Below are 26,651 nucleotides of genomic sequence, written 5' to 3' on the forward strand. Positions count from 1 at the left end.
ACTAAAAACATAAAGATTCTACAAATTTCATATATTCTTTTTGCTTTTTTTGGTATTCTTCAAATCTATTTATCTTTGAATATTTATCAAAATAATCAAAAATTTCTTTTTCTAATATTGTAACATCATATTTAGACTTTAACTCCGAAAGTATTTCTTTAACTTTCGACTTAAAATCTTCGTACCCTATCATTTCATATAGGTATATCGAATATTTTTTCAAATCTTCAAATTTAAGTTTATTTTGCCCCTTAATCATCAACCACTCTAAAATAAATCTTTTTAAATTTTTTTCAACATAAAAAATAAAATCTTTACTTGGAACATATGGTGGTTCATGAATAATAGTAATATCCTTTTCCGGGCAATAATATGTTTTAAATATAGGATCTTTTGGCTTTATTCCTGCATACTCATTTCCATTTTCATATATTAATCGTGATGCTAATAATAATGCAAAATCTTCTCCACGGGGTATTTCTAAAGGGTAAAACATTTTTTGAGCAAATTCTTTTCGTATTATCATATTACCGCCAAAACCAAATATAGCTTCTTTTAAATCATTAGTTTTAGATAATCTAATAATATCTTTATCCATAGATTCATTTTTTCTCCAACTTTTTAAAATATCTTTTCCTAAAATTCTTATTGTTTCATTTTTTTCATATGGGGCAGTGATCAAATATTTATCAGGATTTTTTGTCAAAATTTCTTTAGCTTTTATAATATAATTTTTTCTTAATAATTCATCATCATCTATTTGTATAATAATATCTTCATTATTCATAGTAGGGAATATAAAACCAAGATTCCTTATTTCAGAATATCCTTTTGTTGAAAAGAAATTTGAGTTGTATTTTTCTCTGTACTTTTTTATGTCTGTATTTGTATATAAATAATATTTAAATTTCAATTTTTTTAATATTTTTTCTGTTTTTTCTTTGATTTCATCATCGTGAGAAGTATTTTCATGTGCTGCTATTGAAAAAATATAAACATTTAATTCATCATTTTCATCCATATTTAAATTATTAATGCTTTTTATTGTTTTATACAATGTATTTTTTTGTTCAAATTCATTTAATGGTGTTGGATGATCAAAGTTATCTACAAGATTTTCATTAACTCTTATATAAGTATTTATAACGATAGCAAATTTCATAAATATCCCTCTTTCTATATAATTTTAGTTATATTAGTTTTCTGTTATAAATATTAGGAACTTAATATATCCATTAATTTTGCAGATGCAACTCCGATTACTTTATCACCTCCGTCATAATAAAATAAAAGTTCATCTTTATCTTTTATTATTTCATTTGAATCTTTATTTTTCATAGTTATTCCATTAGTAAATACAACATTTGGTGCCCAACCATATAATTCATAATCTTCTTCTGGTAAAAATATAGGTTTCTTTGAACGATAAAGGATTTCTGATGGATTGTTTGGATTTAGTAAAGCTACACCTAACATATAACTCCTTCTGCCTTTATTAATTCCAACTCCGTGATAAATCAATAATAATCCATGTACAGTTCGCAAAATCTGTCCCGCACCTATTCTTTCTGAATCCCATTTGTTTTTTCTAGTTTTCAAAATATCCACAAAATCATTATTCCATATTTCTTCAATTTTATTTGAATAACTAATAGCAATATTTTTTTTTTTAGATATCATTGGTCTGCGTAATAATGCATGTTTACCATTTATCTTTTCTGGAAATAAGACGGCATTTCTATCATAAGTATTAGGAAACAAAAGTCCATGTTTTGTCCATTTGTTTTTAATTTCGTTTTTCGAAATATCTTTTAGATTAATAAAATCTTTTATATCAATAGAAGCTAATGCAATTTGAGTTTTATCAGAATAGGCCGTATAAGTCATATAAATCTTTTTATTTATTATTGTTAGACGAGGATCTTCTACACCACCTCTTTCACGTTTCCTTTCATTTAATTTTTCGTTTTTTGGTATTTCATATTCTGTAGTAGGAATGAAAATTGGAAAATCTAATCTCCCGTCAATATCTAAACCGTTTTTGCTCCATGCTAAACCAAATCTAGAAATATGATCATTTCCAAAAGCTCTATAAACTATGTAATGTATGCCGTCTATTCTAAGTGCAGCTGGATTATAAACCAATTTTGATTCCCAGTCGTTTTTTGGAATTGGTGATAATATTGGATTTTTTTCATATCTTTTTAAAATACTATTTTTTTCAAATAAATCTTTTACGGGTATATTAAATAAAACTTTACGAAAGTCATAACTAGTACCATTAATATAATCCCTTTTAAATTTTGATAATGAGATTATATCATCAAAAAGCATTTCTTCTCCATCTATAATAAATTTTTTACTATTTAAATCTTCCCATTTTTTTAAAACTAATCTTACTTTTTTTATTATTTCATTTTTTAAAATAATTAAATCTAAAATCATTTCATCTTTTTTTGCTGAAACTTTTTTATCATTTAATTGTTCAACTAAATAAAACAAACTATTTGGATTAGCATCAATCTTTCCAATTATTGAATCAATAACTATAGCTCCTTTTTTTATCTTACCTTTTAAAATCTTTGAGTTACCTAAAACTGCTGCTCCGGACTCTATTACAACATCTTTCCCTAATTCTGCATGCTGATCTATTAATACTCCATCTTTTAAAATTATATCAAATTTTTTTCTTAATCTTTCATCAAAAAACATCTTTTTTATTATTTTAGGTAATAAATGAATATCTTTATAGTTAGGTATTAAATTAGTAAATTTAGATAAATATAATTGATTCACCATTTCCCACCTTTCAATTCTGATAATTATCAAATTTTTAACTAATCTTTGCTTCCAATATTTTTAGAGCTTTTATATTTTTGATAATAATACTCATAAATATATTCATATACACGTTTATTAACTCTAGCGTTATTTAGTAAATATCCCAATTCTCTCAATTCTGATTTAATTTTTTTTATCAGATGAAGAAAATCTTCTGTATTTCTTTTATATGTTTCAAGATATTTTTTTTGAGATAAAATTACAGATATTTTAGCTTCCAAAAAAGCCCTTTCATAAGACATTATTTCATTTTTAATTTTATGATATTCATATTGTATCTCTATAAATTTATCAGAATTCTTCATATTCCTTAATTTGTTTTCAAGCTTTTTTGCTAATTTTTTAGCTTCTTCTAATTTTTTTTCTATAATCTTCATTCTTTTTTGTTCGCTTTCTATATCTTCTTTTAATATTAAAGGCACACTTTCGTATAATTGAAAATCTTTATCAATATTTAATTCAAAATCTCTATTAATTATTTTAAAATAAAAAGAATTCATATTTTTATTCTTTATAATATTCTTCATATCAAAATCTAATTTAAAAGTTACTATTTCTTTTGGTTCTACTTTAAAAGAAATCTCGTTATTGCTGATAATTTCTACTTTTCCAATATTATCTTCATATAAATTTGTTATATAAGCATTTTTGATTTTAAAAATAGTTGAAATTTTTCCAGAGACTTTTTTATCAAGCGTGTTAAATAATCTAATAATTATTCCATCATTTTTTTCTGCAATTTTTAAAGAAGATAGCTGTAATGAATTATTTTCAGATATTAACTCAAAAAAATTATTTTCATCTTTTAATATTCCAATATGATTATCAGTTTTGACAATTAATGGTTCTATGTTGAACTCAAGGCTTTTATAATATGACATACCATCAACATGAGAACCTTTATGAGGATAAATAGCATATTCAAATTCCATTTTTCTTAAACATTGAGCATCTGGTGTAAATATTATCGGACCTGCATCTCCTATTCTTGTTAATAAATCATTTCTTGCTAACCATCCTACAGCTCTAAAAAGAGTTAGCGCTATAGTATTTTTTTCAGGTAAAATTTCATATTCAGTCAAACCTTTATTTAAAACAGAAATTCCCTTTTCTCCATCATTTATATCAACAAAATATTGTTGATTAAATGTTGTTATTGGTTTATTTTCTCTAGCACCAATGATTATTCTTTTTACATTATCCGGTATCAAAGTATCATCAAACTTTTTTTGTTTAATGCTTCTTTTCATTATATCAAATTGAGAACCGGCAAAAGAATGCTTTGAATTCAATTCTGTAGGAAATAAAATTCTCAAACGATGATCTTTAACAGTATTTTTTATTTCTGTTTTAATCTTTATTACAGGAGAATTTGATTCTACAATAACCCAATGAATAATTGGCATTTCCCTTAATATTTTAGTTCTTGTCTTTCTATCTTCTGTTAATGATTCAGGTAAAAGCAAACTCAAACTAATTTTAACAACAACCTTAAGAGGGCCTTTTTCAATAAATTCTATCTTAGCTTTATTTTTATTATTTGTAATAATTACATCTTTTTCGGGATAAGAATAATTGTATTCATCACCAGCATCTGCCTCATCAATTACAGTACATAAATTATTATACGTATAATTATTTATTTTATCTGTTAAATCTAATGTACCATTAGAATTTAGAATAACTTTCAAATATTTATTCTCTATTATATTCTTTTTCGTGACCACTTTATCATAATTCAAATATTTTATCTTTGAATTTTTATCTTTTCTTTTGAGATAAATTGTTTTGTATCCCATTGCTGGAATTTCATTTAGCAAAATAAATATTTTGCCATCTTTTCCTTTTTGAAAGGGTATATAATTATTATGTGAATCCAAAATATAAAAGTTTTTTTCATCTGTTTTTAAAGTAATAATTTTATTTTGTAATTTATAAGGCATATTATTAAAAATAATATAAGGATCTTCTTCTAAAGATGTATCGATATACGAAACTATTTGTTTTAATGAATTCATAGAAACTTCTTTTGATAAAGAGTACGATTGTTCAAATCTTTTTTCCATATCTATATGAACATCATCAATACTAACACCACAAATACTATCATGCGGATGATTCTTCAATAACATCTTCCAGCTATTTTCAATTTTTTCTTTTTCATACATACCAGTAAACAACCAATTGATAGTTGAGAAAGGTTCTGTGTACTTTTCTAACTCAATTTGACATCTATGATTTAACAATTTTAGATACATTCGCGAAGAAAGAACACCAGGAAATACAGAAATAAATCTTCCACTATAAAGTGCTCCTTTTAATACTTTTAATTTAGGAGAATATTTTTTAATTTCTTCTATATACTCTTCAGGAGTACTTTGTTTGACTTTTATATTTGAAAATTCTGTATTTCTTAATACAGGAAAAAAATTATCTGGTTTCATTTCCTGATCATATCCATTCATTAATAATACATTCGGCGTAGTTGCAAAAGGATATATTTTTTTTACTTCATTTTCGATTCTCTCTTTAAAAATTTCTTTGTATTCGCCTAATCTCATAGCATTTCTGTAACTACTTAAAAGATAAACCGATAATATCTGACTTCCATCCGGACTTTCCCATAAAAACTCGGAATTAATATCAGTTGGTTCCATCTCAATGCCACGCCATAAAAAAAGACCCTTAATATCAAATTTTTTATGTATTTGTACCGCTTGAGAAATTTGACCAAAATTATCTAACAACCATCCTACTTTCATAACATTTCCATATTCTTCTGAAATTTGATGCCCAATTAATAAATTTCTTACTAAAGCTTCTCCGCTTGTAAGCTGCCAATCTGGTTGCAAATAATATGGTCCTATAAATAATCTTTTTTGTTGTACATACTTTTTTAATTTTTCTTTGTATGAAGTAACATCCATATTCTTCTCCGCTAATTGTTGAAGATAATCTTCTATTATCAATGTTTGACCATCTAAAATAAAACGATATGTCTTTTCTTTTTCCAATAAAGCAAACAGAGAATCAAGAAAAGGAATTAACCATTCATTTGTATATTCACTATTTAAAAACCATTCACGATCCCAATGTGTGTGTGAAATAATATGCGCATATATTGTTGATATCACTCAAAAAACCTCCTCGTACAAATTTTTTTATTCTTTAACCGCACCAGCTGTTAAAGCGCTTACAATAAATTTTTGTAATAAAATAAATAATATTACTGTTGGAAGGGTTGCTATAATACTTGCTGTTGCTGTCAAGTGTATAGTTATAGCCTCGCCACCAGCTTGATAGTTATATATACCTAACGATATTGGGAATAATTTTCTTGTACTCAACAATATAAAAGGTATAATAAATTGCCCCCAACTTGATATTGCATTAAAAATTACTGCTGTTGAAATTCCTGGAGTAACAAGTGGAAGTATTATTTTAAAAAGCAATTGCCAATCAGTGCATCCATCAATTTTTGCAGCTTCATCTATACTTACAGGAATACTATCTATTGTTCCTTTTAATAACCAAACTGTAAATGGAATTTGTATCGCAATATATACTAAAATAACACCTAAATGTGTATCCAATAATTGTAATTTATTAAAATAATTATATAAAGGAATAGCTATTATCAATGGAGATATCATTTGAAAAAGTAATATTGAAAATAGAATTACTTTTTTAAATTTAAACCTATATCTTGAAAAAGCAAAAGCTCCAGGAATACTAACCACCAAGGTTCCTAAAACTGTAAATATTGTTATTTTAAATGAATTATATAAGTAAAAAACAATATTTTTATCTCTTAATATTTTTGTATAATTATTCAAATCTATTTTCCTTGGTATTAATGTTGGCGGATATCTAAAAACTTCGCTTAAAGGTCTTAAAGAAATCGAAAAAATCCATAATAATGGAAGTAGAAAAAAACAAAAAATTATAAAATATCCAATATATATTAAAATATCACCTTTTTTATTTCTAATCATTTTCAACACCACCTTTAGAAATTACCATCTTATAATAAAATATGGATATAATTAAATTTATGAAAAATAAAATCACTGCTAAAACTGATCCTCTACTAAGATTCAATTTCCCAAAAATCGTATCATAAATATTTAATGAAATAACTTCCGTGGATCTTCCAGGGCCTCCGCCAGTTAAGGTCATTATCATATCAAATGTATTAAATGTATAAATTGTAACCAAAACTGTATTAATAAAAATCATAGGCTTTAATTGAGGTAGTGTTATATAAAAAAACTTTTTAATACCTGATGCACCATCTATACCAGCTGCTTCATATAATTCATAAGGTATTTGTTTAATACCGCCATATTGCATAATCATAGAAAAAGCTGTTCCTCGCCATACATTAGCAACTATAATTGAATAAATCGCTAACTTTTGGCTTGAAAGAAATGGAAAAGAATGCCCGAAAATTAACATAAGATAATAATTAAAGATGCCATAATTCGCTTCTGTTAAAAATAACTTCCATATAATTCCAATTATTACTCCAGGAATTACCCAAGCTATTAATACAACAGTTCTAAGAATTAATGTTCCTTTTAAATTTCTTTTTTCTCCTTCATCGATTAAAGCTGCAATTAAAATACCTAAAAAAATTTGAATAATAATGCTCAAAAAAACAAATAACAATGTAGTTTTTAACATTATCCAAAAATTTAAATCTGAAAAAACGCTAAAATAAGAAGAAAATGTAAAAGAATATTGATTTTCACCTAATCTAATGTCTGTAAAACTATATTTAAAAACATCCAAAATAGGAATTAAATAAAACACTGATAAAATCAAAAAAAGCGGTGTAATATATATATAAAAATTTCTTTTTTTCAAGATTTTCACCCCCATATATAAATGGCCCTTACTTTCAAGGGCCATTTGTATTAAATTTTATTATTTTATTTCATTATATTTTTTCATAACTTCTGCCCACGCATTGTTTAAAGCCTCTTCAGGAGATTGTTTCCCTTCTATTACATTGGCAATAGCTACTTGAAATTCCGTTGAGATTGTTGGATATATTGGATAACCTGGTCTAACATATCCATCCTCTGCAATTTTTAATAATTTTTCCATCCATGGATTTTCAGAGTAATAACTGAATTCCTTATAAACACTTTTTCTTGTTGGAAGATATCCAGCATTTTTTGTCCAACCGGCCATACCTTCTTTTCCAAAATAAAGAGTTGTTATAAATCTAATAGCAGCTGCTTGTTTTTTTGGATCGTCAGTAGTTATTCCCCATGTCCAACCACCAACACTTGTAGCTTTCATACCTTTTTTAAATTGAGGCAAAGGAGCAATATCCCATTTTTTCGCAAATTCTTCTTCGCCCATAACTTCTGATAATTGTTTTATTTGCCAATTTCCACCTATAAACATCGCTACATTGTTTCCAATAACATCACCATTAACATCAGATTCGCTTTTTATGTTAACAACTCTTCTTGGAGAAACTCCTTCATCAACTAATCTTTTTATAAAATCTAATACATTTATCATATACTTTCTATTTGGCCCTAAATTAAATACAGGTCTTCCTTTTTCATCAACAAGTTTTCCACCTTGAGCCCAAAAATATGGAAAATTACATATAGACGTTCCTTCTCCTCTTCCTGCTGGAAATAAAAATCCTGTCATTCTATATTTTTTAGAAATATTTTTAGCTACAGTGATTAATTCATCCCATGTTGTAGGCGGCGTTTTTATTAAGTCTTTTCTATAAAATAAAACTCTTACATCTGTTGTAAACCATATTGCTTTTATATTTCCATCTTTATCTACAATTCCCTTTTTTACATAAGGCAAAAAGTCATCAAATTCTGTTCTGGTTATGTATTTATTTAAATTTTGCAACTTATCTTTAAACACAGGTAAATAAAAAGAATCAATTTGTACTATATCTGGGGTTTTACCAAGATTTTGTTGTTGAAGAAGCTTCATTACCTGTGTTGCAACATCACCTGTTAATAAAGTTGGTAATATTTTTACTTCTGGATTTTTTTTAGCAAATCTTTCAGCAGCTTCAAATAAATAATCAGCTCTTTGTTGATATGGGTTTGATAATGAGTAATGTGGGAGTGCTGCCCATGTAAGTGTGATTTCAGCCTTAGGATTTCCAACTAAATCTTCGCTTACAACAATATTTTTTGCAAATGAAAAATTAAAAAAAGATAAAGACATAATAAAAACAAATATACATACAATCTTTTTCACGAAAAATCCCTCCTATTAAAAAATATTAGGCAATTAGTTAATTAATTAATTTAATTAACTAATTGCAATTTATTATAACTCCTTTTGATTTAAAAGTCAAATCATTTATTTCTCATTTGCGGTTATAAAAAGAGATCAAATTTGATTAAATATATTTAAGAAATAAAATTATTAATTTCTTCTTATTATTAATTTAAATTATCAAAAAACGAATACAAATTATTTTATTAAAAACCTTTTGATTTTTTTATGTTATAATATAGTATGAATTTAAAAGCATTTCAATTTCTTCATACTATAATCGAGGTGAAAAAATGAACTTTATATATTCAAACTCCGAAACAAAATTTAAACTTTTTTCCACACTAATTAGAAAACAATCTATATCAAGAAGTGATCTTGCTCAAATTCTTAATCTCACACGTGCATCTGTTTCCAATATTGTTTCAGAATTAAAAAAGAAAAATCTTATTATAGAAAGTGATAAGATTTCTGGAGGAGTTGGAAGAAAGAAAATCTTATTAGAAGTAAATTCAGATGCATTATATGTTATAGGCATTGAATTTGAACGGAAATCTTTTACTGCAGGAATCTACAATTTATCTGGAAAACTTTTAAAACATTTAAAACATAAGTTTTATCAAATACAATCCATTGAAGATATTTTAAAAGATGTTGAAAATTCTGTTGTTTCATTGCTTTCATGGGCTCAAAAAAAGAATATTAACGTTAGTGCAATTGGTATAGGAATACCGGGACCAGTAGATCCAGAAGAAGGAGTCATATACAATGTTCCATATTTTTTAGATAATAAAAAATATGGATTAAAACTTGAATTTGAAAAAAGGTTTGGTATACCTACATTTATTGAAAAAGACGCAAATGCTGCTGCTCTTGGAGAATTTTGGTATGGTATCGGAAGAAATTACAACTCTTTTGTCTATTTATTAATGGTTGAAGGAATTGGTGCTGGATTAATATTAAATCAATCTATTTATAGAGGTATAAATGGTTTAGCTGGAAAGGTTGGTAAATTTTTATTTTTAAATGAAAATAAGAAAGCAACACCTTTTGAAAAGTATGGGGGAGAATTATCTATATTAAATTTAATATGTCATTATTCTCATAAAAGTCCTTTTTATTCTAAAATATTAAAAGAAAGAGATATAAAGATATCTGACTTTATCGATGGGGTAAAAAGGAAAGATACTATATCATTAAAAGTTTTAAATGAAATTGAATATTATATTGCTTTAATTATTTCTAATATCATTTATCTATTAGACCCAAATTTGATAATTATTGGTGGAGATTTAATAAACGTAAAAGACGATTTTTCAAAGGATATTGAAAAACTAACAAAAAATATAATTAAAGATCATCCTATGCCAGAAATAAAAAAATCCGGAATTTATAACATGTCAATTTCATTAGGTGGAGCTACAAGAGCTTTTATGGAAATAATATCAACTCTATTAAAATAAAAATACTTAAAATATGCGAAGTCCTTAAAGGACTTCGCGTTTAATAAATATTGTTTGGATTTGATAAAAATTCCTCTTTAAATTGTATAAACCTATCATCTTCTATTGCTTTTCTTACTTCTTTCACGAAATTAATTAAAAATCTCAAGTTATGTATACTCAATAAAATCTTTCCTAATATTTCGTCCTTTCTAATTAAATGATGAATATATCCTCGTGTATGATTTTGACAAGCATAACAATCACACTTATTATCAATTGGATCTGTTGAATATTTCCATTTTCCAGCTTTTAAGTTCACTTTTCCTTCCCATGTCATAGCTGTACCATGCCTTCCCATTCTTGTTGGAAGGACGCAATCAAACATATCCATACCATTTTCAACTGACATTAATATTATTAAAGGTGTTCCAATTCCCATTATATATCTCGGTTTATTTTCAGGAAGTTTAGGACCAGAATGTTTTAGTATCCTTTCTGTTTCTGCATAATGTTCTCCCACTGATAATCCACCTAACGCAAAACCATCAAAATCAATTGATGTAATTTGTTTTAAACTTCTATCTCTTAAATCTTCAAAAAAACCTCCTTGAACAATTCCAAATAATGCTTGATCTTTTTTTGCATGAGATTTAAAAGATCTTTTTGCCCATTCAAAAGTTCTATCAACAGATTCTTCAACATATTTTCTTTCTGCTCCTGCTTCGACACATTCATCAAATGCCATTGCAATATTAGAACCAATAGTCATTTGAATTTCCATTGAAAGTTCTGGTGTCATCATTATCTTTGATCCATCAAGCGGAGATCTGAATAAAACCCCTTCATCAGAAATTTTTCTATCTCTCAAAGAAAATACTTGAAAACCTCCACTATCTGTTAATATTGGTCTTTCCCAATTCATAAAATTGTGAAGACCACCAACATTTTTAAGAACCTCTAAGCCAGGTCTTAAAAACAAATGAAAAGCATTTCCAAGAATAATTTCTGCTTCTATATCCTTTAAATCAGTATTTTTTAATGCTTTTACAGTACCATTTGTACCTACGGGCATAAAAACCGGTGTTTCAATTATTCCATTTTGTGTATATATTCTTCCTCTTCTAGCATTTGAATTTTTGTCTTTATGCAATAATTCATATTTTAAAGGTATGTCATCAAACATCAAATATCCTCCTGTAATTATGATTTTTTTCTTCACTTAAATTTCTAATTTTATTTATTAAATTATCTGTTTCAACAATAAATTCTTTAATTTCTTCTTTAAAAGATTCTTTATAATCATCATCTTTTAAATAATTCAAATTATCTTTTACAAGTGTTAATCCTGATTGCATAGTAGCCCAGGCATAATAACCTGTTATTATTGCATCAGATAATAGATTTTGATTACCATACTTTGCAATCATATAAGAATTATTAAGTATTTCATATCCACACTTTGCAATTTTATATGCTGTTTCAATACTGTTTTTTGTAGCTTCTTCTATTAACTTCTTATCCTTCGATTTTAAAGCTTCTTTGAATTTTTGATAAGCTTTAACATCTTCATCAGCCAATTCTAATAATCTTTCTTTACAAACAAGAAAATTTTCCAAAGCTTCTTCTATAACTTTTTCATAATCTTCTAAACCTTTTTTATTAATTGAATATTTTGAAACCATACCCCCAAGTGATGCGGCAAGAGAACCACAAACTGCTGCTGCAGCGCCACCACCTGGTGTTGGTGTTTTTGAATCTAACTCATTAGAAAATTCTATTATCTTTTTTTCCTTTATCATTTTTTCACCTCCTTAATTTTTTCTATATAATTAATTATATCAGATATTTTTTTAAATAGTAAATTCAGGGCGATTTTGTGATAAAATATAATAAAAAGCTATAGATAAAAGGAGGAATCTATATGTACACTAAAATCTGGGAGGCAGCTAATTATATTAGTTCTAAGACTGATATAAAACCATTATTAGGTCTTATTTTAGGTTCGGGACTTGGATATATAGCTGATGAAATAGAAGATCCTATTGTGATCGATTACAAAGATATTCCACATTTTCCTCAATCTACTGTTGTTGGACATGCTGGAAAAATGGTTATTGGAATGTTAGAAGGAAAACCTGTTATCTCTCTAAAAGGAAGATTTCATGCTTATGAAGGACATGATTTGAAAAAATTAATATTCCCAATTTATGTTTTCAAAGAGCTGGGAGTAGAAGGTTTAATTCTAACAAATGCTGCTGGTGGAGTTAATAGAACATTAAAACCTGGGGATATTGTAGCAAACACAGATTTTATCAACTTTGCATTAAAAAACCCTTTAATTGGACCAAATACTGATGAATTAGGCCCAAGGTTTCCTGCTATGGTTACCCCAATTGACAAAAAATGGTTAAAAAGAATTGAAGAAAAAGCAGAAGAAAAAAAGATAAAAATTGAAGAAGGTACTTACTGCTGGATGATGGGACCTGCATATGAAACACCTGCAGAAATTCGAATGTTAGAAAGATTTGAAGGTGATTTAGTTGGAATGTCGACTATGCCTGAAATAATCGCTGCAAATCATTGTGGAATAAAATCGGTTTCCTTTTCAGCAGTTACTAATATGGCTGCTGGAATATTGCCTCAACCTTTAAATCATAAAGAGGTTATGGAGGTCGCTGAAAGAATAAAACATAAATTTGCTAAAGTTGTAAAAATTGCTATAAAAACATATTGAGGTGATAAAATGATTAGAACAATAGAATCAATTATTGGTGAAATAAATAAAGTAAAAAACATTTTAGTAGTAGGACATATTATGCCTGATGGTGATGATATAAGCTCAGTTTTATCTTTAACTATGGGATTAGAAAAACTCGGGAAAAATGTTAGAGGTGTTATTGATTGGGAAATACCTGGATATTTGGAAGAATTCCCTTATGTGAAAGAAAAGATAAAATCTTATGATTGCATAAAAGAATTTCCTGCAGAATTAATTATTTCTGTTGATGCTTCATCCCCAGATAGAATTGGAAGAGTTTATGATCATTTTAAATTTGCTCGTAGTGTTGTAATAGATCATCATGCAACAAATACATATTTCGGAAATATAAATTGGGTTGATAAATTTGGTGCAACTGCTCAAATGGTTTTAAGATTAAATAAAATGCTTGAAATTGAATATGATAAAGATTTGTCAACAGTAAATTTATTGGGCATTGCAACAGACACAGGCTTTTTTAAATATTCTAATACCGATGCCACAATATTTAAAGATGTTGCCTGGCTTGTTGATAAAGGGGGAGATATAGGGTTTATCAGTAATATGATTTTAGAAAATAAGCCATATGAGCATTTAATGTTATATAAAGATTTCCTTGATGAAATGAGATTTGATGATAACATTGCTTATTCTCATATAACTTTGGATATGCTAAAAAAATATAAAATTCCACCTAAAGATTCTCCATCATTTGTTGGGGAGTTAAGATCAATAAAAGGTGTAGAAGTTGCTATTACTTTTTCTGAAGCTGAACCCAATGTTTATCACGTAAGTATGCGTTCAAAAAATTGGTTTGATGTATCAAAAGTTGCTGTCCATTTCGGAGGAGGTGGCCATCCAAGAGCCGCTGGTTTTAGCAAAGAAACATCTGATCTTAAAAAACTGGAAAAAGATGTGGTAGAAACTATAAAACTTTTAATGGAGAGTTATAAATGATACACTTATTTATTATGTTTCTATGGTTAGGATTTATTGGAGATATCAATGATTATACAATTTTAATAGGAATAATTGTTACAATTTTAGTTGTGAAAATCTCAGAGTTTTTTTTAAAATCTGAGATTTTTGGTTTTGTGGAATTATTTATTTCTGCTATAGGTAGAATATTACCTATGTATAAGATGACATTTCTATCATTAAAATATTTATTTAAAAAAAGTTATTGTGGTTTGATTCCTATAGACGTTGAAAACAAAACAGAAGCAGAAAAAGCTGCTATTGCAAATTGTATTACACTAACTCCTGGTACTATGTTTATTTTAGAAGAAAAAAATCATCTTATAATACACAAATTCGATAAGACACCTGAAGATGCTCATTCTTCTAATGATGTTTGGCGAGGTGAATTATTCTGATTTATACAATTTTAAATATATTAATACTTTTATCGTTAATATTAATGATAGTAAAATTAATTCTCGGTCCCACAGCATGGGATCGAGTTTTGGCATTTTCTTCTATGTCATCAAAAATATCTATTATTTCTTTAGTATATGCCATTATAAATAATTTTATCGTGATGATTGATATCATTATTATATTTTTAGTTTTAAACTTATGGGGAGTAGTTATTATTTCTCGTTTTTTAGAAAGAGGTAGAAAATAATGTTTAGTAATTTGCTGATTATTATAGGTGGAATCTTAATATTCCTTGGAAGTATTGGAATGATAAATCAAAAAGATTTATATACAAGAATTCAATTTGGAGGTATATCTGATACTGTTGGTACATTTACAGTATTAATTGGTCTAGCTCTAAAAAATCAGGAAATAATCTTTAGATTTATAATTATTGGATTATTGGTTTTATTGATAGGTCCTGTTCTATCTCATGCTATTGCACATAGCGCTGCACATAATAAAATAAAGGTGAGAGATAATGATTGAACTTTCATTAATTGAAAATATTTTCTTAATTTCTTTAATAATATTGGCTTTTATTATGCTTTTTGTCAAAAAATATATCAACGCTATTCTTATATATGCTGCTTTTGGGACGATACTATCAGGAGTTTTTTTTATTTTTAATGCTCCTGATGTTGCTGCTGTACAAATGACAATAGGATCTGCCTTTATTATCTTTGTTTATATTATCGCAATAAAAACAAGATCAAAAATAACAGTTGGATATGTTGAAACACCTTATCTTTTTGAAAAACATGGAGACAAATTATTAGGCTTTGAAAAAGATTTGTTGGATAATTTCTCAGAAAATTCTTTTTTTGAGATAGAGTATATACCAATAAAAAAAGAAAAATTATTAGAATATATTAATAATAATGAATTTGATATAATCGCAGGTGGAATAATAATAGAAAATGAAAATGAATGTAACTATATATTTTCAAAAAAATACCTTCCAACAAAACTATTTGAATATAAAGGAAAAATTGATCCCAATTATGAAAGTATTGTTTTAAATAATCAAGGGGAGAAGAAAATTATCGATTATTTGCGTTTAAAAAATTATTTTAGAAAAAATTCTGATATTGAGGTAAAAGAAATTTCTAGTAATTCATATAGATTTATTTTTTCAAAAAATAACAAAGCACTTAAGGATGATTTTAATAGATTTTTAAAAACTTTTTTAAATTCAAAAGAATATGAATCCATTGTTCGGAGGAATATAGGATGAAAAGATTTATAATTTCTTTAATTTTATTATTTATGTTCTTTTTTTTATTATATATTGAAACGCCTTATAATATTCTTAAAAATCCTAATTATAATATTAATGTTCTAAACGAAAATGGTTCATTAAATATTGTTTCAGCTATTGTTTTAGATTATAGATTTTATGATACATTTTTCGAAATACTGGTATTCACGATAACAATAATTGGTATTTCCTATTTTATGAAATTTTTCAAACCAAATAAATCAGAATTTTCTAAACCATCTGTTGTTTTAAAAGTTTTTTCTCCCGTTATGTTTCCAATAACTTTATTATTAGGAATTTACAACACACTCACAGGTCATTTGTATCCGGGAGGTGGTTTTAATTCTGGTATTATTCTTGGAACTGGGGTACTTTCACTTGCTTTAATAAAAAAATACGAAGATATTGAAGAAATATTTGAAAAATCCAGAATAGAAGAAATAAAGGTATTAATCCCTCTATTTATTATAGTTTATGCTATTATAGGAAAGCTATTTTTCGGCGAATATTTTATCAACTTTTTTCCAAAATTTCAACCCGGAAGCATCTTTAGCGGCGGAAGTGCCGTAATGCTAAATTCTTTTATAGCTTTCGAAGTTTTTGGAGGCTCATGGACTATTCTTTATCAGTTTATAAAACATAGGGGGTTACTCTAATGGAATTATATTTCATTTATTCCTATATAATTATTATTCTAGGATTCTTTGGTCTCATTTTAAAAAAAGATTTAATAATGAAATTATTCTTTTTAAGCATCTTTCAATCAGGAATTCTTTTATTTTTTGTTGTTTTGGCTTATGATAAAAATATTCCAATTATCACATCAGATATAGTAAAAGATGCTGCTGATCCATTAATTCATTCTTTTCTATTAACAGTTATCGTTATAGGTTTCGCTACGATTTCACTTTCATTAGTATATATAATGATATTGGCAGAGAAATTCAAAACACATAATGTAGACATAATTGAAGAGGAGTTAGAAAAATAATGGCTATACTGTTAATATTAATTCCTATATCTTTTGGAATTTTATCATATATTTTCAAAAAGCATCATAGAAAAATAGGATTTATTACTTATGCTGTTCTACTATCATTAAATACATATTTAACATTTTTTGGCAATGAAGAAAGAATTTTCCCAGGTGGTTGGGATAGGTTAAAAGGTATTGAAATATATTTCCCTAAAGAAATGTATATTCTAGCTTTCTTCTTTAATATAATGATGTTAATTATTTATTGGAGATCTGCAAGAAGACATAACAATATATTTACTGCATTATGGCTAATAATAAATGGGACTTTAATAGGGATTTTAACTTCAGAAGATTTTTTTAATACATATGTTCATTTAGAATTAATATCGATATCATCATTTTTACTTATTGGATTAGGAAGAAAAGAAAGAAGAATATGGGCCAGCTTAAAATATATGTTTTTAAGCTATATTGGATTAAATTTTTATTTATTAGGTGTTGGTTTAATTTATGCACAAACTGGTAGTTTAAACTTACATATCGCATTTTCATCAAAACCAAATCCCCTTGCTGTTTCACTTATTGTAACAGGATTGTTAGTTAAAAGTGGTATGCTTTTTCTAGCTGCATGGCTTCCAGCAGTTTATACTGAATCTTCTTCTGAAATATCAGCTATATTATCGGGGTATATTACTCCTATAGGTACATATGTTTTATATTCTTTTTCATTATATGATGGTTTTTATGTCGAAGCTAAAGAAATATTTTTAATTTATGGCTTCTCTTCTTTAATTCTAGGTGGTATTTTAGCTTTCTTTGAAAATGATGCGAAGAAAATTTTAGCTTATTCTACAATGTCACAAATAGGTTTAGCGTTAATTATTATTGCGGAAAAAAAGGAATTATTTATTCTATTCTTTATATTACAAATGTTGTATAAATCTTTAGCTTTTTATAATGTTGGTCGAATATATGAAAAGACTAACTATAGGAATTTAGATTTAATAAAGACTATAAAAAAATATGATATTAATAAGATGTTGGCAATATTTAGTATTTTTGGATTATCTGGTATATTTCCTACACAAACATTTTTCATAAAAGAAAATATAGGTCTTCATGGTTATTTAAAAGAAATATTATATATTTCTTCTTTTATAACAACTTTTTACTCTATAAAATTAATTGCTGCATTAAAATTATCTAAAAAATACTTTTACTTAGTTCTTTTAATACCTATAATTCCTATTTTAAATTATTTACCTATGCATCTCACATTAATAGATTCAAGTTTTTCTCTTTTGGCATTAATTATTGCATTTTTTACATTAAAAATAAAAACTAAAGCTTTCACTGTAAAATTGAACTATCTTGAAAATGCTTTGATTTTACAAACATTTTCTATTATAATTGGATATTATATAATAAAATTTATTTAAATATAGTTTTTGAAAGGAGGCTGATTATGAAAAAATTTTTTATTTTGGTCTTATTAATTTTCTTATTTTCATACTCATTTGGTGCTTTAATGAAATCTGTTGACGGTAACACTGTTAAAGTTGAGGTTATAGAAATTAAAGATGGAAATATTACTGTAAAGCTTTTTAATCAAATTTATACTGTACAGGAAAGTAATGTTTTATATATCTCATTTGATGAAAAGACAACCTCAGATTATGGGGTTATCATAGATGATAAAATCTTTTCTGGAAAGTTAACATCCTATGCCTCAACAACAGCAAATATTCAAATGAACATTGGAGAATTTATATTAAATGATGTTTCAAAATTAAAATTTGTCAACTTTGCAAACCCAAATGTCCCTAATATAAAATGGTTTAGAGAAGAACAACCTCAAAATTTCGAAATATCATTAGGAGATAATTATACTGAAATTAAAGGAAATATATTTGAAGCAAAAGAGAACCAATTATTTTTAAATATTCCAATTTTAGGGCAGGGTGTATTGAACCTTAACGTTATAAAAAGCATATCTTATCCACGATATGAATTCAAAGAACCTTATATATTAAAATTATTTAATGGTTATACATTTAAGTATGTTAACTTCTTAAAAAAAGTAAATGATTATTATTTCTTTGATTTAGGTTATGGAACTTTAAGTTTATTTAATTCTTCCATTTTCGGATTTTCTGGTGGAATGGAAAACCCAAAAACTAAATATACATATTTCATATTGAAAAATGGAATGAAATTTTTTGGTGATATAACTGGTAGTGATGATAGTAATTTGGAAGTTAGCAGCATATTTGGAGATCACAAAATATCAAAAGACTCTATTTTAACTTACGCAAAAATACCTGAAGGAAATGTAATGCTTGTTTTATCTAAAGATGAAATATTATATGGTGATTATTCAAAAGAAAATAGAAAAATATCATTTAATCCTTATAATAATGGAAAAATAGATATGATATTAGTAAATACAAATAAAGAAAAAGAAAGTTTAGTTAGTACTCTTACAGAAAATTGGAATTTAAAAACTAATATTATTAATAAATCTTTGGCATTAAGTAGTTATAATTTAATGGCTTATGGCAATGACAAAATGGTAATAATAGTTTCTGCTGTAAACAATAAAGGTTTCGATAATTATAGTCATGATGCGAAAATTACAGCTTTAACTTTCGACGATGATAATCAATTACTTTATTCTGGGGATGAAAAAGGTGTATTAAACGTTTATAATTTAATCAATAAAAAAATAGATTATATGTTCGATTTTAAAAGTAAAATTACTTATTTAATTTCAAAAAATAAGGTCCTATATGTTGCTTTACAAAACGGAGAACTTTACACAATTACTGGCACAGAAAGCAAACTATTAGCTAATTTAAAAGATGAAATAACAAAAATAAGCGTAAATGATAGAGCTATTTATATTTCCACAAAAGATGGTACAATATCTAAAATCGATAAATTCAATGGTGATATTATCTGGAATGTAAATTTTGAGGCAACAATCACAGATATTTTATTATTAAAAAATGACAAATATTTAATAGCCTCTCAATTTAATGGAAAAATTTTAATTTTGAATATTGAAAATGGAAATATTTTAACTTCTTTCCAATCATTTGAAGGTGTTTACAACGTCTCACCATCATTATTAAAAAATTATTTCATAATCTCAGGAAAAAATGGAAAAGTGGAAATTTGGAATAGTGTAAATCTAAATAAATTATCAACCTTTAATTTAGGAACAGACATTATATATGCTTTAGTAGATTCTACTGGTGATATTATTTTCTTATTATCAAATAATTCCATTATATCAATGAAATTATTTGAGTATTAAAAAAAACGGCTTTAAAGCCGTTTTTTTTATTTATCTTCACCTGTTTTTTTTAAATAATTTGTTTCACGAATAAAAATATATAGCATTAAAAAAGTAAATACATATATATATACTTTAAATTCTGGTATATCTCCATCGCTTGTATAAATAGCAAGCCATTCAAACAAATATTTCAATAATTCATATATCCCAATTAATACAGAAATAATACCACTTACAATTATATGCGCGGATTTATGATACCATATATTTTTTATATCTTCCCATAATCCAATAAATGCAATCAAAGATACTGTAATATATGATATAAAAATAAAATTATCATATTCGAAATTTAAAACACCCATTACAAGTGATGATATGCCTATTAAAATTAAAATTATTTTTTTATTTATCATAGGAAAATTCCTCCTATCAAGTAAACAAAATTAGCTATTAAATAGGCAATTATCAAAGTATAAAACAATTCAAAAAAAACCCATTTCCAGCTATTTGTTTCTTGTTTGATAACCCCTAATGTTGCAAAACATGGTATGTAGGCTAAAACAAAAAAGATTAAAGCTAATGCTGATCTTTGAGATAAAATATTCTGCAAAGCATAAGTAATACTTTCTTCACCTACATTCAAAATTGCCATATATGATGAGGCAACAACTTCTTTTGCTACAGCGCCAAAAATTAAAGAAATATTTGTTTGCCAGTTCCAACCTAAATGTAATGTTATTGGCTCGAATAATCTACCTAAATATGCTGCATATGAATGCGCAATATCATTATTATTTGGAAAATAGGACAATAACCATATGAAAATAGTGGCAATTAAAATAATACCTCCAGCTTTTTCTAAAAAGTGTTTTCCTCTATTCCAGGAATAAAGGGCTAAATTTCTAAATGTTGGCATTCTAAACCTTGGTAATTCTATTGTAAAAGGGACTTCTTCTCCCTTAATAAAAAATATTTGTAAAATCTTTGCTGATAATAATACAAGTATTATACTGGAAATATATACTAATAATAGTACCGTTGCTGCGTTCTTATCAAAAAATGCACTAATTAAAAGAATATAGACAGGTAATCTTGCCGAACAAGATGCAAAAGGGATACTCAAAACTAAAGCCATTCTCTCTTTTTTATTTGCAATAGTTTTAGTCGACATAATAGCCGGAACACTACAACCAAAACCTAAAATTATTGACATAAATGATCTGCCGCTAAGTCCAAATTTTCTAACTAATTTATCAACTAAAAATGCTGCACGAGGTAAATATCCAGATTCTTCCAAAAATCCCATAAAAAAGAATAAAACAAATAATTGAGGTAAGAAAATAAGCACCCCACCAACACCACCAATAATTCCATCCACTATAAGAGAATTCATCCATGGAATTTCTATTTTTCCATCAATTAAATTTCCTAAATAACTAAAACCAATATCAATTAAATCTGAAAGTGGACTTGCAATATTAAATGTTAAAGAAAAGACAAAATACAAAGCAACAATATAAATTAATAAGCCCAATATTTTATGCGTCATTACATGGTCCAAAATATCTCTCATTGCCCAACTTCTGCCTTCTTCAACAACAGAACTTTTTATTATTGTTGCAATAAAATTAAATTTCCAATTCATAAATTCTGATTTTAATTTATTAATATCAAACTTTGAACTAATTTCTTGTACTAACTCTTCGGGATAATGAAAATTTTTATTTCCAAATTCTAAATAGTAAATAGCTAACCAATTTTTATCGTATGATTTAAAAAAATCATATTTTTCTATTTTTTTAGAAAAATATTTTAAGAATTCACTAATTGGTTCTGGATAAATAAAACTTCTTACAGGATCATTTTTTTTCTCTGCTGTTTTATGTATAGCCTCTAATAACACATCAACACCAATGTTCTTCTTTGCAGATGTCAATACAACTGGTATATTTAATGTCTTCGATATAAATGATGGATTTATTATTTTACCTTTTGCTTGTGCTTCATCTATGGAATTAATAGCTAAAATAACGGGTAAATTCATATCTAAAATCTGCATTAATAAATACATAGATCTCTCTAAATTTAAAGAATCTGCCACTACTACTACAGCATCAGGTGATTCATTTATTAGATAATCTCTAGCAACTTTCTCATCATCACTTTGTGCCGATAAAGTATAAATTCCAGGTAGATCAACTAATTTAAAATGATGTCCTTTATATTTAAAAGAACCAACTTTTTTTTCAACTGTAACTCCGGGCCAATTTGCTATATACTGCCTACTTCCAGTAATTATGTTAAAAATAGACGTTTTTCCAACATTAGGATTTCCTATTATGGCAATTTCGAAAGTCATAGATCACCCTCCACATTGTTTTTTATTGCAAAAATTTTTTATAGGACAATCATTACATCTCAAATCTAATGAATCGAAAGTATTTATTTTTATTCCATTTGAAATTAAAATGGAAATATTATTTCCCATTCCTGTTCTGTCATTTTAAATTTTCTTTTTATATCATCAGTGGAGAGGGTTTCTTGTCTATTTTCAATATATTTTAAAATTTCACTTATCATGTGGTACCACCACCAGTTATTTATTTTTTCAATAAAATTTTTCTTGCTCTACCTCTTCCAAATACTATTTTTTTACCATTAATTTCCATTGTGACTTTTCCAAAATGATTATTTATTACATTTATTTTGTTTCCTGGCTTTATATTCATATTTTCTAATTCTCTTCTAAAAAAGACTCCACTTTTAATAATAAATATTTCATATTCTCCCGGAACACTTTCATCTAAAGATAATATTTCTTCTGTCACTTCTATAAAAATTTTATTTGCTTCATCTTTTCTTATCATAATTTTATTATCCTCTATTTTAAATATCATAGGGTCTCCAAAAGGTGATTCGTGCACATAAGTAATTTTCTTTCCGGGTATTAATCCCATAGCAATAAATCTTTCTTTAATAGTTTCTTCAAATTCTAATCTCACTATAATCCCATCCATCCCAATTACAAGACTACTCAAAGGTATGATCACAGCATTTCTCCTCCTGAAGCAAGTGATATATTTCTTTTATATTATATCCGAATTCTGTTAAAAAAAGTCGGTTTAAAAGGAAAAAATGTATTACTTAAATTGTTTTTTTATTTTTACTTTAACTATCTAAATATAAAAATTAACACTATTTAATATATAAAATGAATTTTTGTTGTATAAATAAACACACACATATCAAAGTGTCTTATTTATATATTCTATTACTTCTTCCAACTCTTTTATTTTGCTCTCTATTTCACTGGTTTCATTCGAATAAGCTGCTTCTCTTACACATGTTTCAAGATGTTCTTTTAAAATTTGCGAATTTGCTTTTTTTAATAAAGATATAGAAGCTAAAATTTGTTTAGATATATCTATGCAATATCTGTTATCCTCAATCATTTTTATAACAGCTTCAACTTGTCCTCTTGCAGTTTTTAAAACATTTAAAGATTTCTTGTGTTTCATGTGATGATGGTGATGATTGTTTTTTTCCACTTTTATCCCTCCGTATAATATTATTTTCATTACATATATTATTATATACTATTTTTATTTATTTTATATGTTGCTAAATAAAAAATTTGTGGTATGATATTATAGAAAGAAAAAATTAGAGGAGGTTTGTTATGAAAGAATTATCCAAATACCCAAAAGATATATTATCAATGGGTCTATTTTTTTTGTTATTACCTTTTTTAATGGTTCCTACTTGGGTTTATGAATATTCAACTCAAAAACACCTTGTTTTTTCAATATTTTATACAATTATGTTTTTTTATTACTTTTATAAAATTCAAAAGGAAAAATATGAAATCAAGTATTCTTTAAACCATATATATTTTTCTTTATTCGGCTTAGCAACTGTTTTTTCTTTAATAAGTGTTTTGATTCAAAATAAATATTACTTTAGATATTCTTTTGAAGTTGCGTTTTATATATTAATGATTGTTTTTGTTTCATATATTTTAACAAATAGATTTGGGGAAAAATTTGAATATATTGAAGCAGCATTATTTATCTTTTTAATAACTGGTTTTATTATCGGATTTGACGGACTTTTGAATAAATTTTATGGTTTTGATTTATTTTTTGGAAAATATGGTGATCCATCAAAAAGAATTACTTTAAGAACCACAATAGGTAACCCTAATTTTGTTTCAGACTATATGGGACAAATGATTCCTATAGCAATATATTTTGCCTTGTCTAAAAAATCAAATATGTATAAAAGATTTTTTTCTATAATATCTATTTTCATTATGTTCTGGGTATTACTATTTGCTCAAACACGTTCTATTTATCTTTCATTTTTCTTGGGTATGATGATTTTTACATTTTTCTTCACTATTAGTATATTAAAGAATAAAGATAAAGAACAAATAAATTATATCAAATCTAAACGATTTATTATTCCCTTAATACTCATTATTTTAACATTTTCTTTTTTAGTTGTTATGTTCAATATTCCTTCCCCTTTTAATAAAAGTGGTGAAGTTGTCGCTTCAAAAAGATTCGAAGCAATGACTTCTGTTTCATCATGGGATGAAAGAACACTTTCATGGCTTGCAGCTGTAGAACAATGGAAAGATAGTAATCATCCAACAAATAAAATTATTGGTGGAGGAATAGCAACATACCCTGTTTATGCTGTAAGATACATGGCTGATATACAGGCACGAAATCCAGAAAAGTTTTATTATGCATGGAATAATTTTAAAAGAGCACATAATGACTATTTACAAGTATTAGGAGAAACTGGTCTTTTGGGATTTATTCCTATAATATTGCTTCTATTTGGGCTAATCGTAATATTCTTAAAGCGTGTCTTTAAATTAAAAGACTTTGATAAAATATTAATGTTTAATCTTTTTGCCTGGAGTTTAACTATTGTTGCTATTCACTCTTTTACTGAATTCCCAATGCATTTGCATCCTAATATAATGTCTGCATTATTTATTATCTCAATAGCTGTTTCAGAACAATTCGGCGAAACTAAAAAAATTACTATTCATAAAAACACTTTAAAATCTTTATTCATTGTTTTCTTTATAATAGGCATAATTGTTTCATATTTAAAAATCCAATCCACAGCAGCTGAAGTTTATTTCAAAATCGGAAACACTGAATATATGAAAATAGATGCTTATGAAAATGTTGTCAAAAAACAAATTCCTAGCATATTAAAGCAAATAGACGACAAAATAAACCAATATAAAAATTATAAGGTTACAAATCCTGTGGAATTACAAAAAGTTTCCAATGAAATAAAAAATCTTGAAGAGCAAAAACAAAAATATTTATCAACTAAAGCTGATTACGAAAATAAAGCTTTTAATTCATATAAAAAGGCTAAAGAATATTTCTTAAAATCATTAAAAGCAAACTCTGCATTTGGGAAATCCGGCTTTTATCTAGCCCAATTATTAGCTAAAACACCATATAGACTTATGGAATTAGATTATAATAATCTTGAAAAATATATGGATATGAAAACACCTGAATATGCTTTTATGCTAAATAAATTTGAGGGGCCCATTGATTTAATGCCATTTAATAGACCTCAAATTAGAGACACTATAAAAAGGCTTTATATTTTATTGAAAAATGAAAATAATATTCAATTATCTCAGGCTCTAGCCTATATACAATCAATTCAAGATGAAATTGACCAATTAGAAAGTAATTATATTTCATTTAATGAGAAAAATGCATATAGATTAATAGCGAAATTAAATGTTTTAATATTCCAAAATTTATCTAATATTGAAAAATTCTTTAATTCTAATGAAAAAGTTGTTAATGAAATAACTATATTAAAAGAAAAATATTATAATGATTTTGTTCACTGGTTCAATAAAACTATTGAAATACTACCTGGTGGTTGGAATAGATTCCCAGAATGGGAAGATGTATACACAGAATACATGAAAATTATGTTTAATTTTAACAATTACTTAGGATATGAAAAAACTATTGAGAATATAATAGAAATATCAAAAAAAGAAGGAAAAGCCGATTACTATATGGCAAAAAAATTCCGAGGTATCCCGGATAAATCTTTTGATTTCTTTGAAAGTTTATATTTTCATTTAAAAACGAATGGAATGAATGATTTAGCAATAAAATTATCTGATGCTGTAATTAAAAATTATAAAGATGTTTATGATTTTTATATTCTTTATTTAGAAAAATATCCAGATTATAGATATAAAGAACGCGTAGAAAACTTTATAAAGGTATACAATTTTCTAAAGAAATGAGAATAACAGTTATTCTATTAATTATGATTATATTGCTTAATTCTATAACCTTTTATTT

24 protein-coding genes are annotated in these 26,651 nt (G+C 26.1%); 12 read left to right on the plus strand and 12 right to left on the minus strand.

Going from position 1 to position 26,651, the window contains the following annotated elements; translation table 11 throughout:
• Position 1: 1 nt before the first annotated feature.
• From BUA62_RS01070 to BUA62_RS01095, 6 genes are read right to left on the minus strand one after another with little or no spacing between them, the layout of a single operon-like run.
• The gene (locus BUA62_RS01070; protein ID WP_072862536.1) at positions 2-1,162 is read right to left on the minus strand and encodes a hypothetical protein; all 1,161 of its coding nucleotides are present in this window, start codon (positions 1,160-1,162) and stop codon (positions 2-4) included.
• Between the two features lie 53 nt (positions 1,163-1,215).
• Positions 1,216-2,796 (minus strand): glycoside hydrolase family 130 protein, encoded by a 1,581-nt coding sequence (locus BUA62_RS01075; protein WP_072862537.1) that lies wholly within the window; start codon positions 2,794-2,796, stop codon positions 1,216-1,218.
• 41 nt (positions 2,797-2,837) lie between these two features.
• Positions 2,838-5,975, minus strand: coding sequence for an alpha-mannosidase (locus tag BUA62_RS01080; protein WP_072862538.1), 3,138 nt, complete (start codon positions 5,973-5,975; stop codon positions 2,838-2,840).
• A gap of 27 nt (positions 5,976-6,002) precedes the next feature.
• Positions 6,003-6,836, minus strand: coding sequence for a carbohydrate ABC transporter permease (locus BUA62_RS01085; protein WP_072862539.1), 834 nt, complete (start codon positions 6,834-6,836; stop codon positions 6,003-6,005).
• Positions 6,829-7,710, minus strand: coding sequence for a carbohydrate ABC transporter permease (locus BUA62_RS01090; protein ID WP_159429481.1), 882 nt, complete (start codon positions 7,708-7,710; stop codon positions 6,829-6,831). Before BUA62_RS01090 ends, BUA62_RS01085 begins: the two co-directional genes overlap by 8 nt.
• Before the next feature lie 60 nt (positions 7,711-7,770).
• Positions 7,771-9,093 carry an extracellular solute-binding protein gene (locus tag BUA62_RS01095; RefSeq protein WP_072862543.1) on the minus strand — a complete coding sequence of 441 codons (1,323 nt, stop codon included), beginning with the start codon at positions 9,091-9,093 and terminating at the stop codon, positions 7,771-7,773.
• A 314-nt stretch (positions 9,094-9,407) separates the two neighbouring features.
• Between BUA62_RS01095 and BUA62_RS01100 the strand changes: the two genes are divergently transcribed.
• Positions 9,408-10,577: an ROK family transcriptional regulator gene (locus BUA62_RS01100; protein WP_072862545.1), complete on the plus strand. Its 1,170-nt coding sequence runs from the start codon at positions 9,408-9,410 to the stop codon at positions 10,575-10,577.
• Between the two features lie 40 nt (positions 10,578-10,617).
• Here BUA62_RS01100 and tgt read toward each other — a convergent pair whose 3' ends face one another.
• Together tgt and BUA62_RS01110 are read right to left on the minus strand one after the other, a co-directional pair.
• Positions 10,618-11,730: a tRNA guanosine(34) transglycosylase Tgt gene (tgt, locus tag BUA62_RS01105; RefSeq protein WP_072862648.1), complete on the minus strand. Its 1,113-nt coding sequence runs from the start codon at positions 11,728-11,730 to the stop codon at positions 10,618-10,620.
• A 4-nt stretch (positions 11,731-11,734) separates the two neighbouring features.
• On the minus strand, positions 11,735-12,358 hold the full coding sequence (locus BUA62_RS01110) for a cyclodeaminase/cyclohydrolase family protein (RefSeq protein WP_072862547.1): 624 nt from the start codon (positions 12,356-12,358) through the stop codon (positions 11,735-11,737).
• A 122-nt stretch (positions 12,359-12,480) separates the two neighbouring features.
• Here BUA62_RS01110 and BUA62_RS01115 point away from each other — a divergent pair, with 122 nt between their 5' ends.
• From BUA62_RS01115 to BUA62_RS01160, 10 genes are read left to right on the plus strand one after another with little or no spacing between them, the layout of a single operon-like run.
• Positions 12,481-13,293 (plus strand): purine-nucleoside phosphorylase, encoded by an 813-nt coding sequence (locus BUA62_RS01115; RefSeq protein ID WP_072862549.1) that lies wholly within the window; start codon positions 12,481-12,483, stop codon positions 13,291-13,293.
• Between the two features lie 9 nt (positions 13,294-13,302).
• Entirely contained in the window at positions 13,303-14,274 is a 972-nt protein-coding gene (locus BUA62_RS01120) for a DHH family phosphoesterase (protein ID WP_084670640.1), read from the plus strand.
• Positions 14,271-14,693 (plus strand): Na+/H+ antiporter subunit E, encoded by a 423-nt coding sequence (locus BUA62_RS01125; RefSeq protein WP_072862551.1) that lies wholly within the window; start codon positions 14,271-14,273, stop codon positions 14,691-14,693. The genes BUA62_RS01120 and BUA62_RS01125 overlap by 4 nt, the downstream gene beginning before the upstream one ends.
• Before the next feature lie 44 nt (positions 14,694-14,737).
• On the plus strand, positions 14,738-14,944 hold the full coding sequence (locus tag BUA62_RS11900; protein ID WP_084670641.1) for a monovalent cation/H+ antiporter complex subunit F: 207 nt from the start codon (positions 14,738-14,740) through the stop codon (positions 14,942-14,944).
• Positions 14,944-15,225: a monovalent cation/H(+) antiporter subunit G gene (locus BUA62_RS01135; RefSeq protein ID WP_072862555.1), complete on the plus strand. Its 282-nt coding sequence runs from the start codon at positions 14,944-14,946 to the stop codon at positions 15,223-15,225. The genes BUA62_RS11900 and BUA62_RS01135 overlap by 1 nt, the downstream gene beginning before the upstream one ends.
• Positions 15,218-15,973 carry a transporter substrate-binding domain-containing protein gene (locus BUA62_RS01140; RefSeq protein WP_072862557.1) on the plus strand — a complete coding sequence of 252 codons (756 nt, stop codon included), beginning with the start codon at positions 15,218-15,220 and terminating at the stop codon, positions 15,971-15,973. Before BUA62_RS01135 ends, BUA62_RS01140 begins: the two co-directional genes overlap by 8 nt.
• Positions 15,970-16,653 carry a hydrogen gas-evolving membrane-bound hydrogenase subunit E gene (mbhE, locus tag BUA62_RS01145; RefSeq protein WP_072862559.1) on the plus strand — a complete coding sequence of 228 codons (684 nt, stop codon included), beginning with the start codon at positions 15,970-15,972 and terminating at the stop codon, positions 16,651-16,653. The genes BUA62_RS01140 and mbhE overlap by 4 nt, the downstream gene beginning before the upstream one ends.
• A complete protein-coding gene (locus BUA62_RS01150) occupies positions 16,653-16,988 on the plus strand; it encodes a cation:proton antiporter subunit C (RefSeq protein ID WP_072862561.1) in 336 nt (111 codons plus the stop codon). Before mbhE ends, BUA62_RS01150 begins: the two co-directional genes overlap by 1 nt.
• Positions 16,988-18,415, plus strand: coding sequence for a complex I subunit 5 family protein (locus BUA62_RS01155; protein ID WP_072862563.1), 1,428 nt, complete (start codon positions 16,988-16,990; stop codon positions 18,413-18,415). The genes BUA62_RS01150 and BUA62_RS01155 overlap by 1 nt, the downstream gene beginning before the upstream one ends.
• A 26-nt stretch (positions 18,416-18,441) precedes the next feature.
• Positions 18,442-20,295, plus strand: a complete 1,854-nt coding sequence (locus tag BUA62_RS01160) for a WD40 repeat domain-containing protein (RefSeq protein WP_072862565.1) — start codon at positions 18,442-18,444, stop codon at positions 20,293-20,295.
• A gap of 26 nt (positions 20,296-20,321) precedes the next feature.
• On the opposite strand, the gene BUA62_RS01165 is transcribed toward BUA62_RS01160, so the two are convergent.
• The 4 genes from BUA62_RS01165 to BUA62_RS01180 all read right to left on the minus strand — a co-directional run bounded on the left by BUA62_RS01165 (position 20,322) and on the right by BUA62_RS01180 (position 23,798).
• Positions 20,322-20,693 (minus strand): hypothetical protein, encoded by a 372-nt coding sequence (locus BUA62_RS01165; RefSeq protein WP_072862567.1) that lies wholly within the window; start codon positions 20,691-20,693, stop codon positions 20,322-20,324.
• Entirely contained in the window at positions 20,690-22,639 is a 1,950-nt protein-coding gene (gene feoB / locus BUA62_RS01170; RefSeq protein WP_072862569.1) for a ferrous iron transport protein B, read from the minus strand. The genes BUA62_RS01165 and feoB overlap by 4 nt, the downstream gene beginning before the upstream one ends.
• A 241-nt stretch (positions 22,640-22,880) precedes the next feature.
• The gene (locus BUA62_RS01175) at positions 22,881-23,330 is read right to left on the minus strand and encodes a FeoA family protein (RefSeq protein WP_072862572.1); all 450 of its coding nucleotides are present in this window, start codon (positions 23,328-23,330) and stop codon (positions 22,881-22,883) included.
• 195 nt (positions 23,331-23,525) lie between these two features.
• Positions 23,526-23,798, minus strand: a complete 273-nt coding sequence (locus tag BUA62_RS01180; protein ID WP_072862652.1) for a metal-sensing transcriptional repressor — start codon at positions 23,796-23,798, stop codon at positions 23,526-23,528.
• A gap of 161 nt (positions 23,799-23,959) precedes the next feature.
• Here BUA62_RS01180 and BUA62_RS01185 point away from each other — a divergent pair, with 161 nt between their 5' ends.
• Entirely contained in the window at positions 23,960-26,593 is a 2,634-nt protein-coding gene (locus tag BUA62_RS01185) for an O-antigen ligase family protein (RefSeq protein WP_072862575.1), read from the plus strand.
• The last annotated feature ends 58 nt before the right edge of the window (positions 26,594-26,651 follow it).

The organism is Marinitoga hydrogenitolerans DSM 16785 (assembly GCF_900129175.1).
Lineage (GTDB): Bacteria > Thermotogota > Thermotogae > Petrotogales > Petrotogaceae > Marinitoga > Marinitoga hydrogenitolerans.

Bases quoted from the DNA above. Each gene is read 5' to 3' on its own strand.
- BUA62_RS01135 (WP_072862555.1), top strand. From the start codon at position 14,944: ATGTTTAGTAATTTGCTGATTATTATAGGTGGAATCTTAATATTCCTT.
- BUA62_RS01085 (WP_072862539.1), bottom strand. From the start codon at position 6,836: ATGATTAGAAATAAAAAAGGTGATATTTTAATATATATTGGATATTTT.
- BUA62_RS11900 (WP_084670641.1), top strand. From the start codon at position 14,738: ATGATAGTAAAATTAATTCTCGGTCCCACAGCATGGGATCGAGTTTTG.
- BUA62_RS01140 (WP_072862557.1), top strand. From the start codon at position 15,218: ATGATTGAACTTTCATTAATTGAAAATATTTTCTTAATTTCTTTAATA.
- BUA62_RS01160 (WP_072862565.1), top strand. From the start codon at position 18,442: ATGAAAAAATTTTTTATTTTGGTCTTATTAATTTTCTTATTTTCATAC.
- BUA62_RS01100 (WP_072862545.1), top strand. From the start codon at position 9,408: ATGAACTTTATATATTCAAACTCCGAAACAAAATTTAAACTTTTTTCC.
- mbhE (WP_072862559.1), top strand. From the start codon at position 15,970: ATGAAAAGATTTATAATTTCTTTAATTTTATTATTTATGTTCTTTTTT.
- BUA62_RS01125 (WP_072862551.1), top strand. From the start codon at position 14,271: ATGATACACTTATTTATTATGTTTCTATGGTTAGGATTTATTGGAGAT.
- feoB (WP_072862569.1), bottom strand. From the start codon at position 22,639: ATGACTTTCGAAATTGCCATAATAGGAAATCCTAATGTTGGAAAAACG.
- BUA62_RS01165 (WP_072862567.1), bottom strand. From the start codon at position 20,693: ATGATAAATAAAAAAATAATTTTAATTTTAATAGGCATATCATCACTT.
- BUA62_RS01115 (WP_072862549.1), top strand. From the start codon at position 12,481: ATGTACACTAAAATCTGGGAGGCAGCTAATTATATTAGTTCTAAGACT.
- BUA62_RS01150 (WP_072862561.1), top strand. From the start codon at position 16,653: ATGGAATTATATTTCATTTATTCCTATATAATTATTATTCTAGGATTC.
- BUA62_RS01120 (WP_084670640.1), top strand. From the start codon at position 13,303: ATGATTAGAACAATAGAATCAATTATTGGTGAAATAAATAAAGTAAAA.
- BUA62_RS01070 (WP_072862536.1), bottom strand. From the start codon at position 1,162: ATGAAATTTGCTATCGTTATAAATACTTATATAAGAGTTAATGAAAAT.
- BUA62_RS01185 (WP_072862575.1), top strand. From the start codon at position 23,960: ATGAAAGAATTATCCAAATACCCAAAAGATATATTATCAATGGGTCTA.
- BUA62_RS01110 (WP_072862547.1), bottom strand. From the start codon at position 12,358: ATGATAAAGGAAAAAAAGATAATAGAATTTTCTAATGAGTTAGATTCA.
- BUA62_RS01180 (WP_072862652.1), bottom strand. From the start codon at position 23,798: ATGAAACACAAGAAATCTTTAAATGTTTTAAAAACTGCAAGAGGACAA.
- BUA62_RS01155 (WP_072862563.1), top strand. From the start codon at position 16,988: ATGGCTATACTGTTAATATTAATTCCTATATCTTTTGGAATTTTATCA.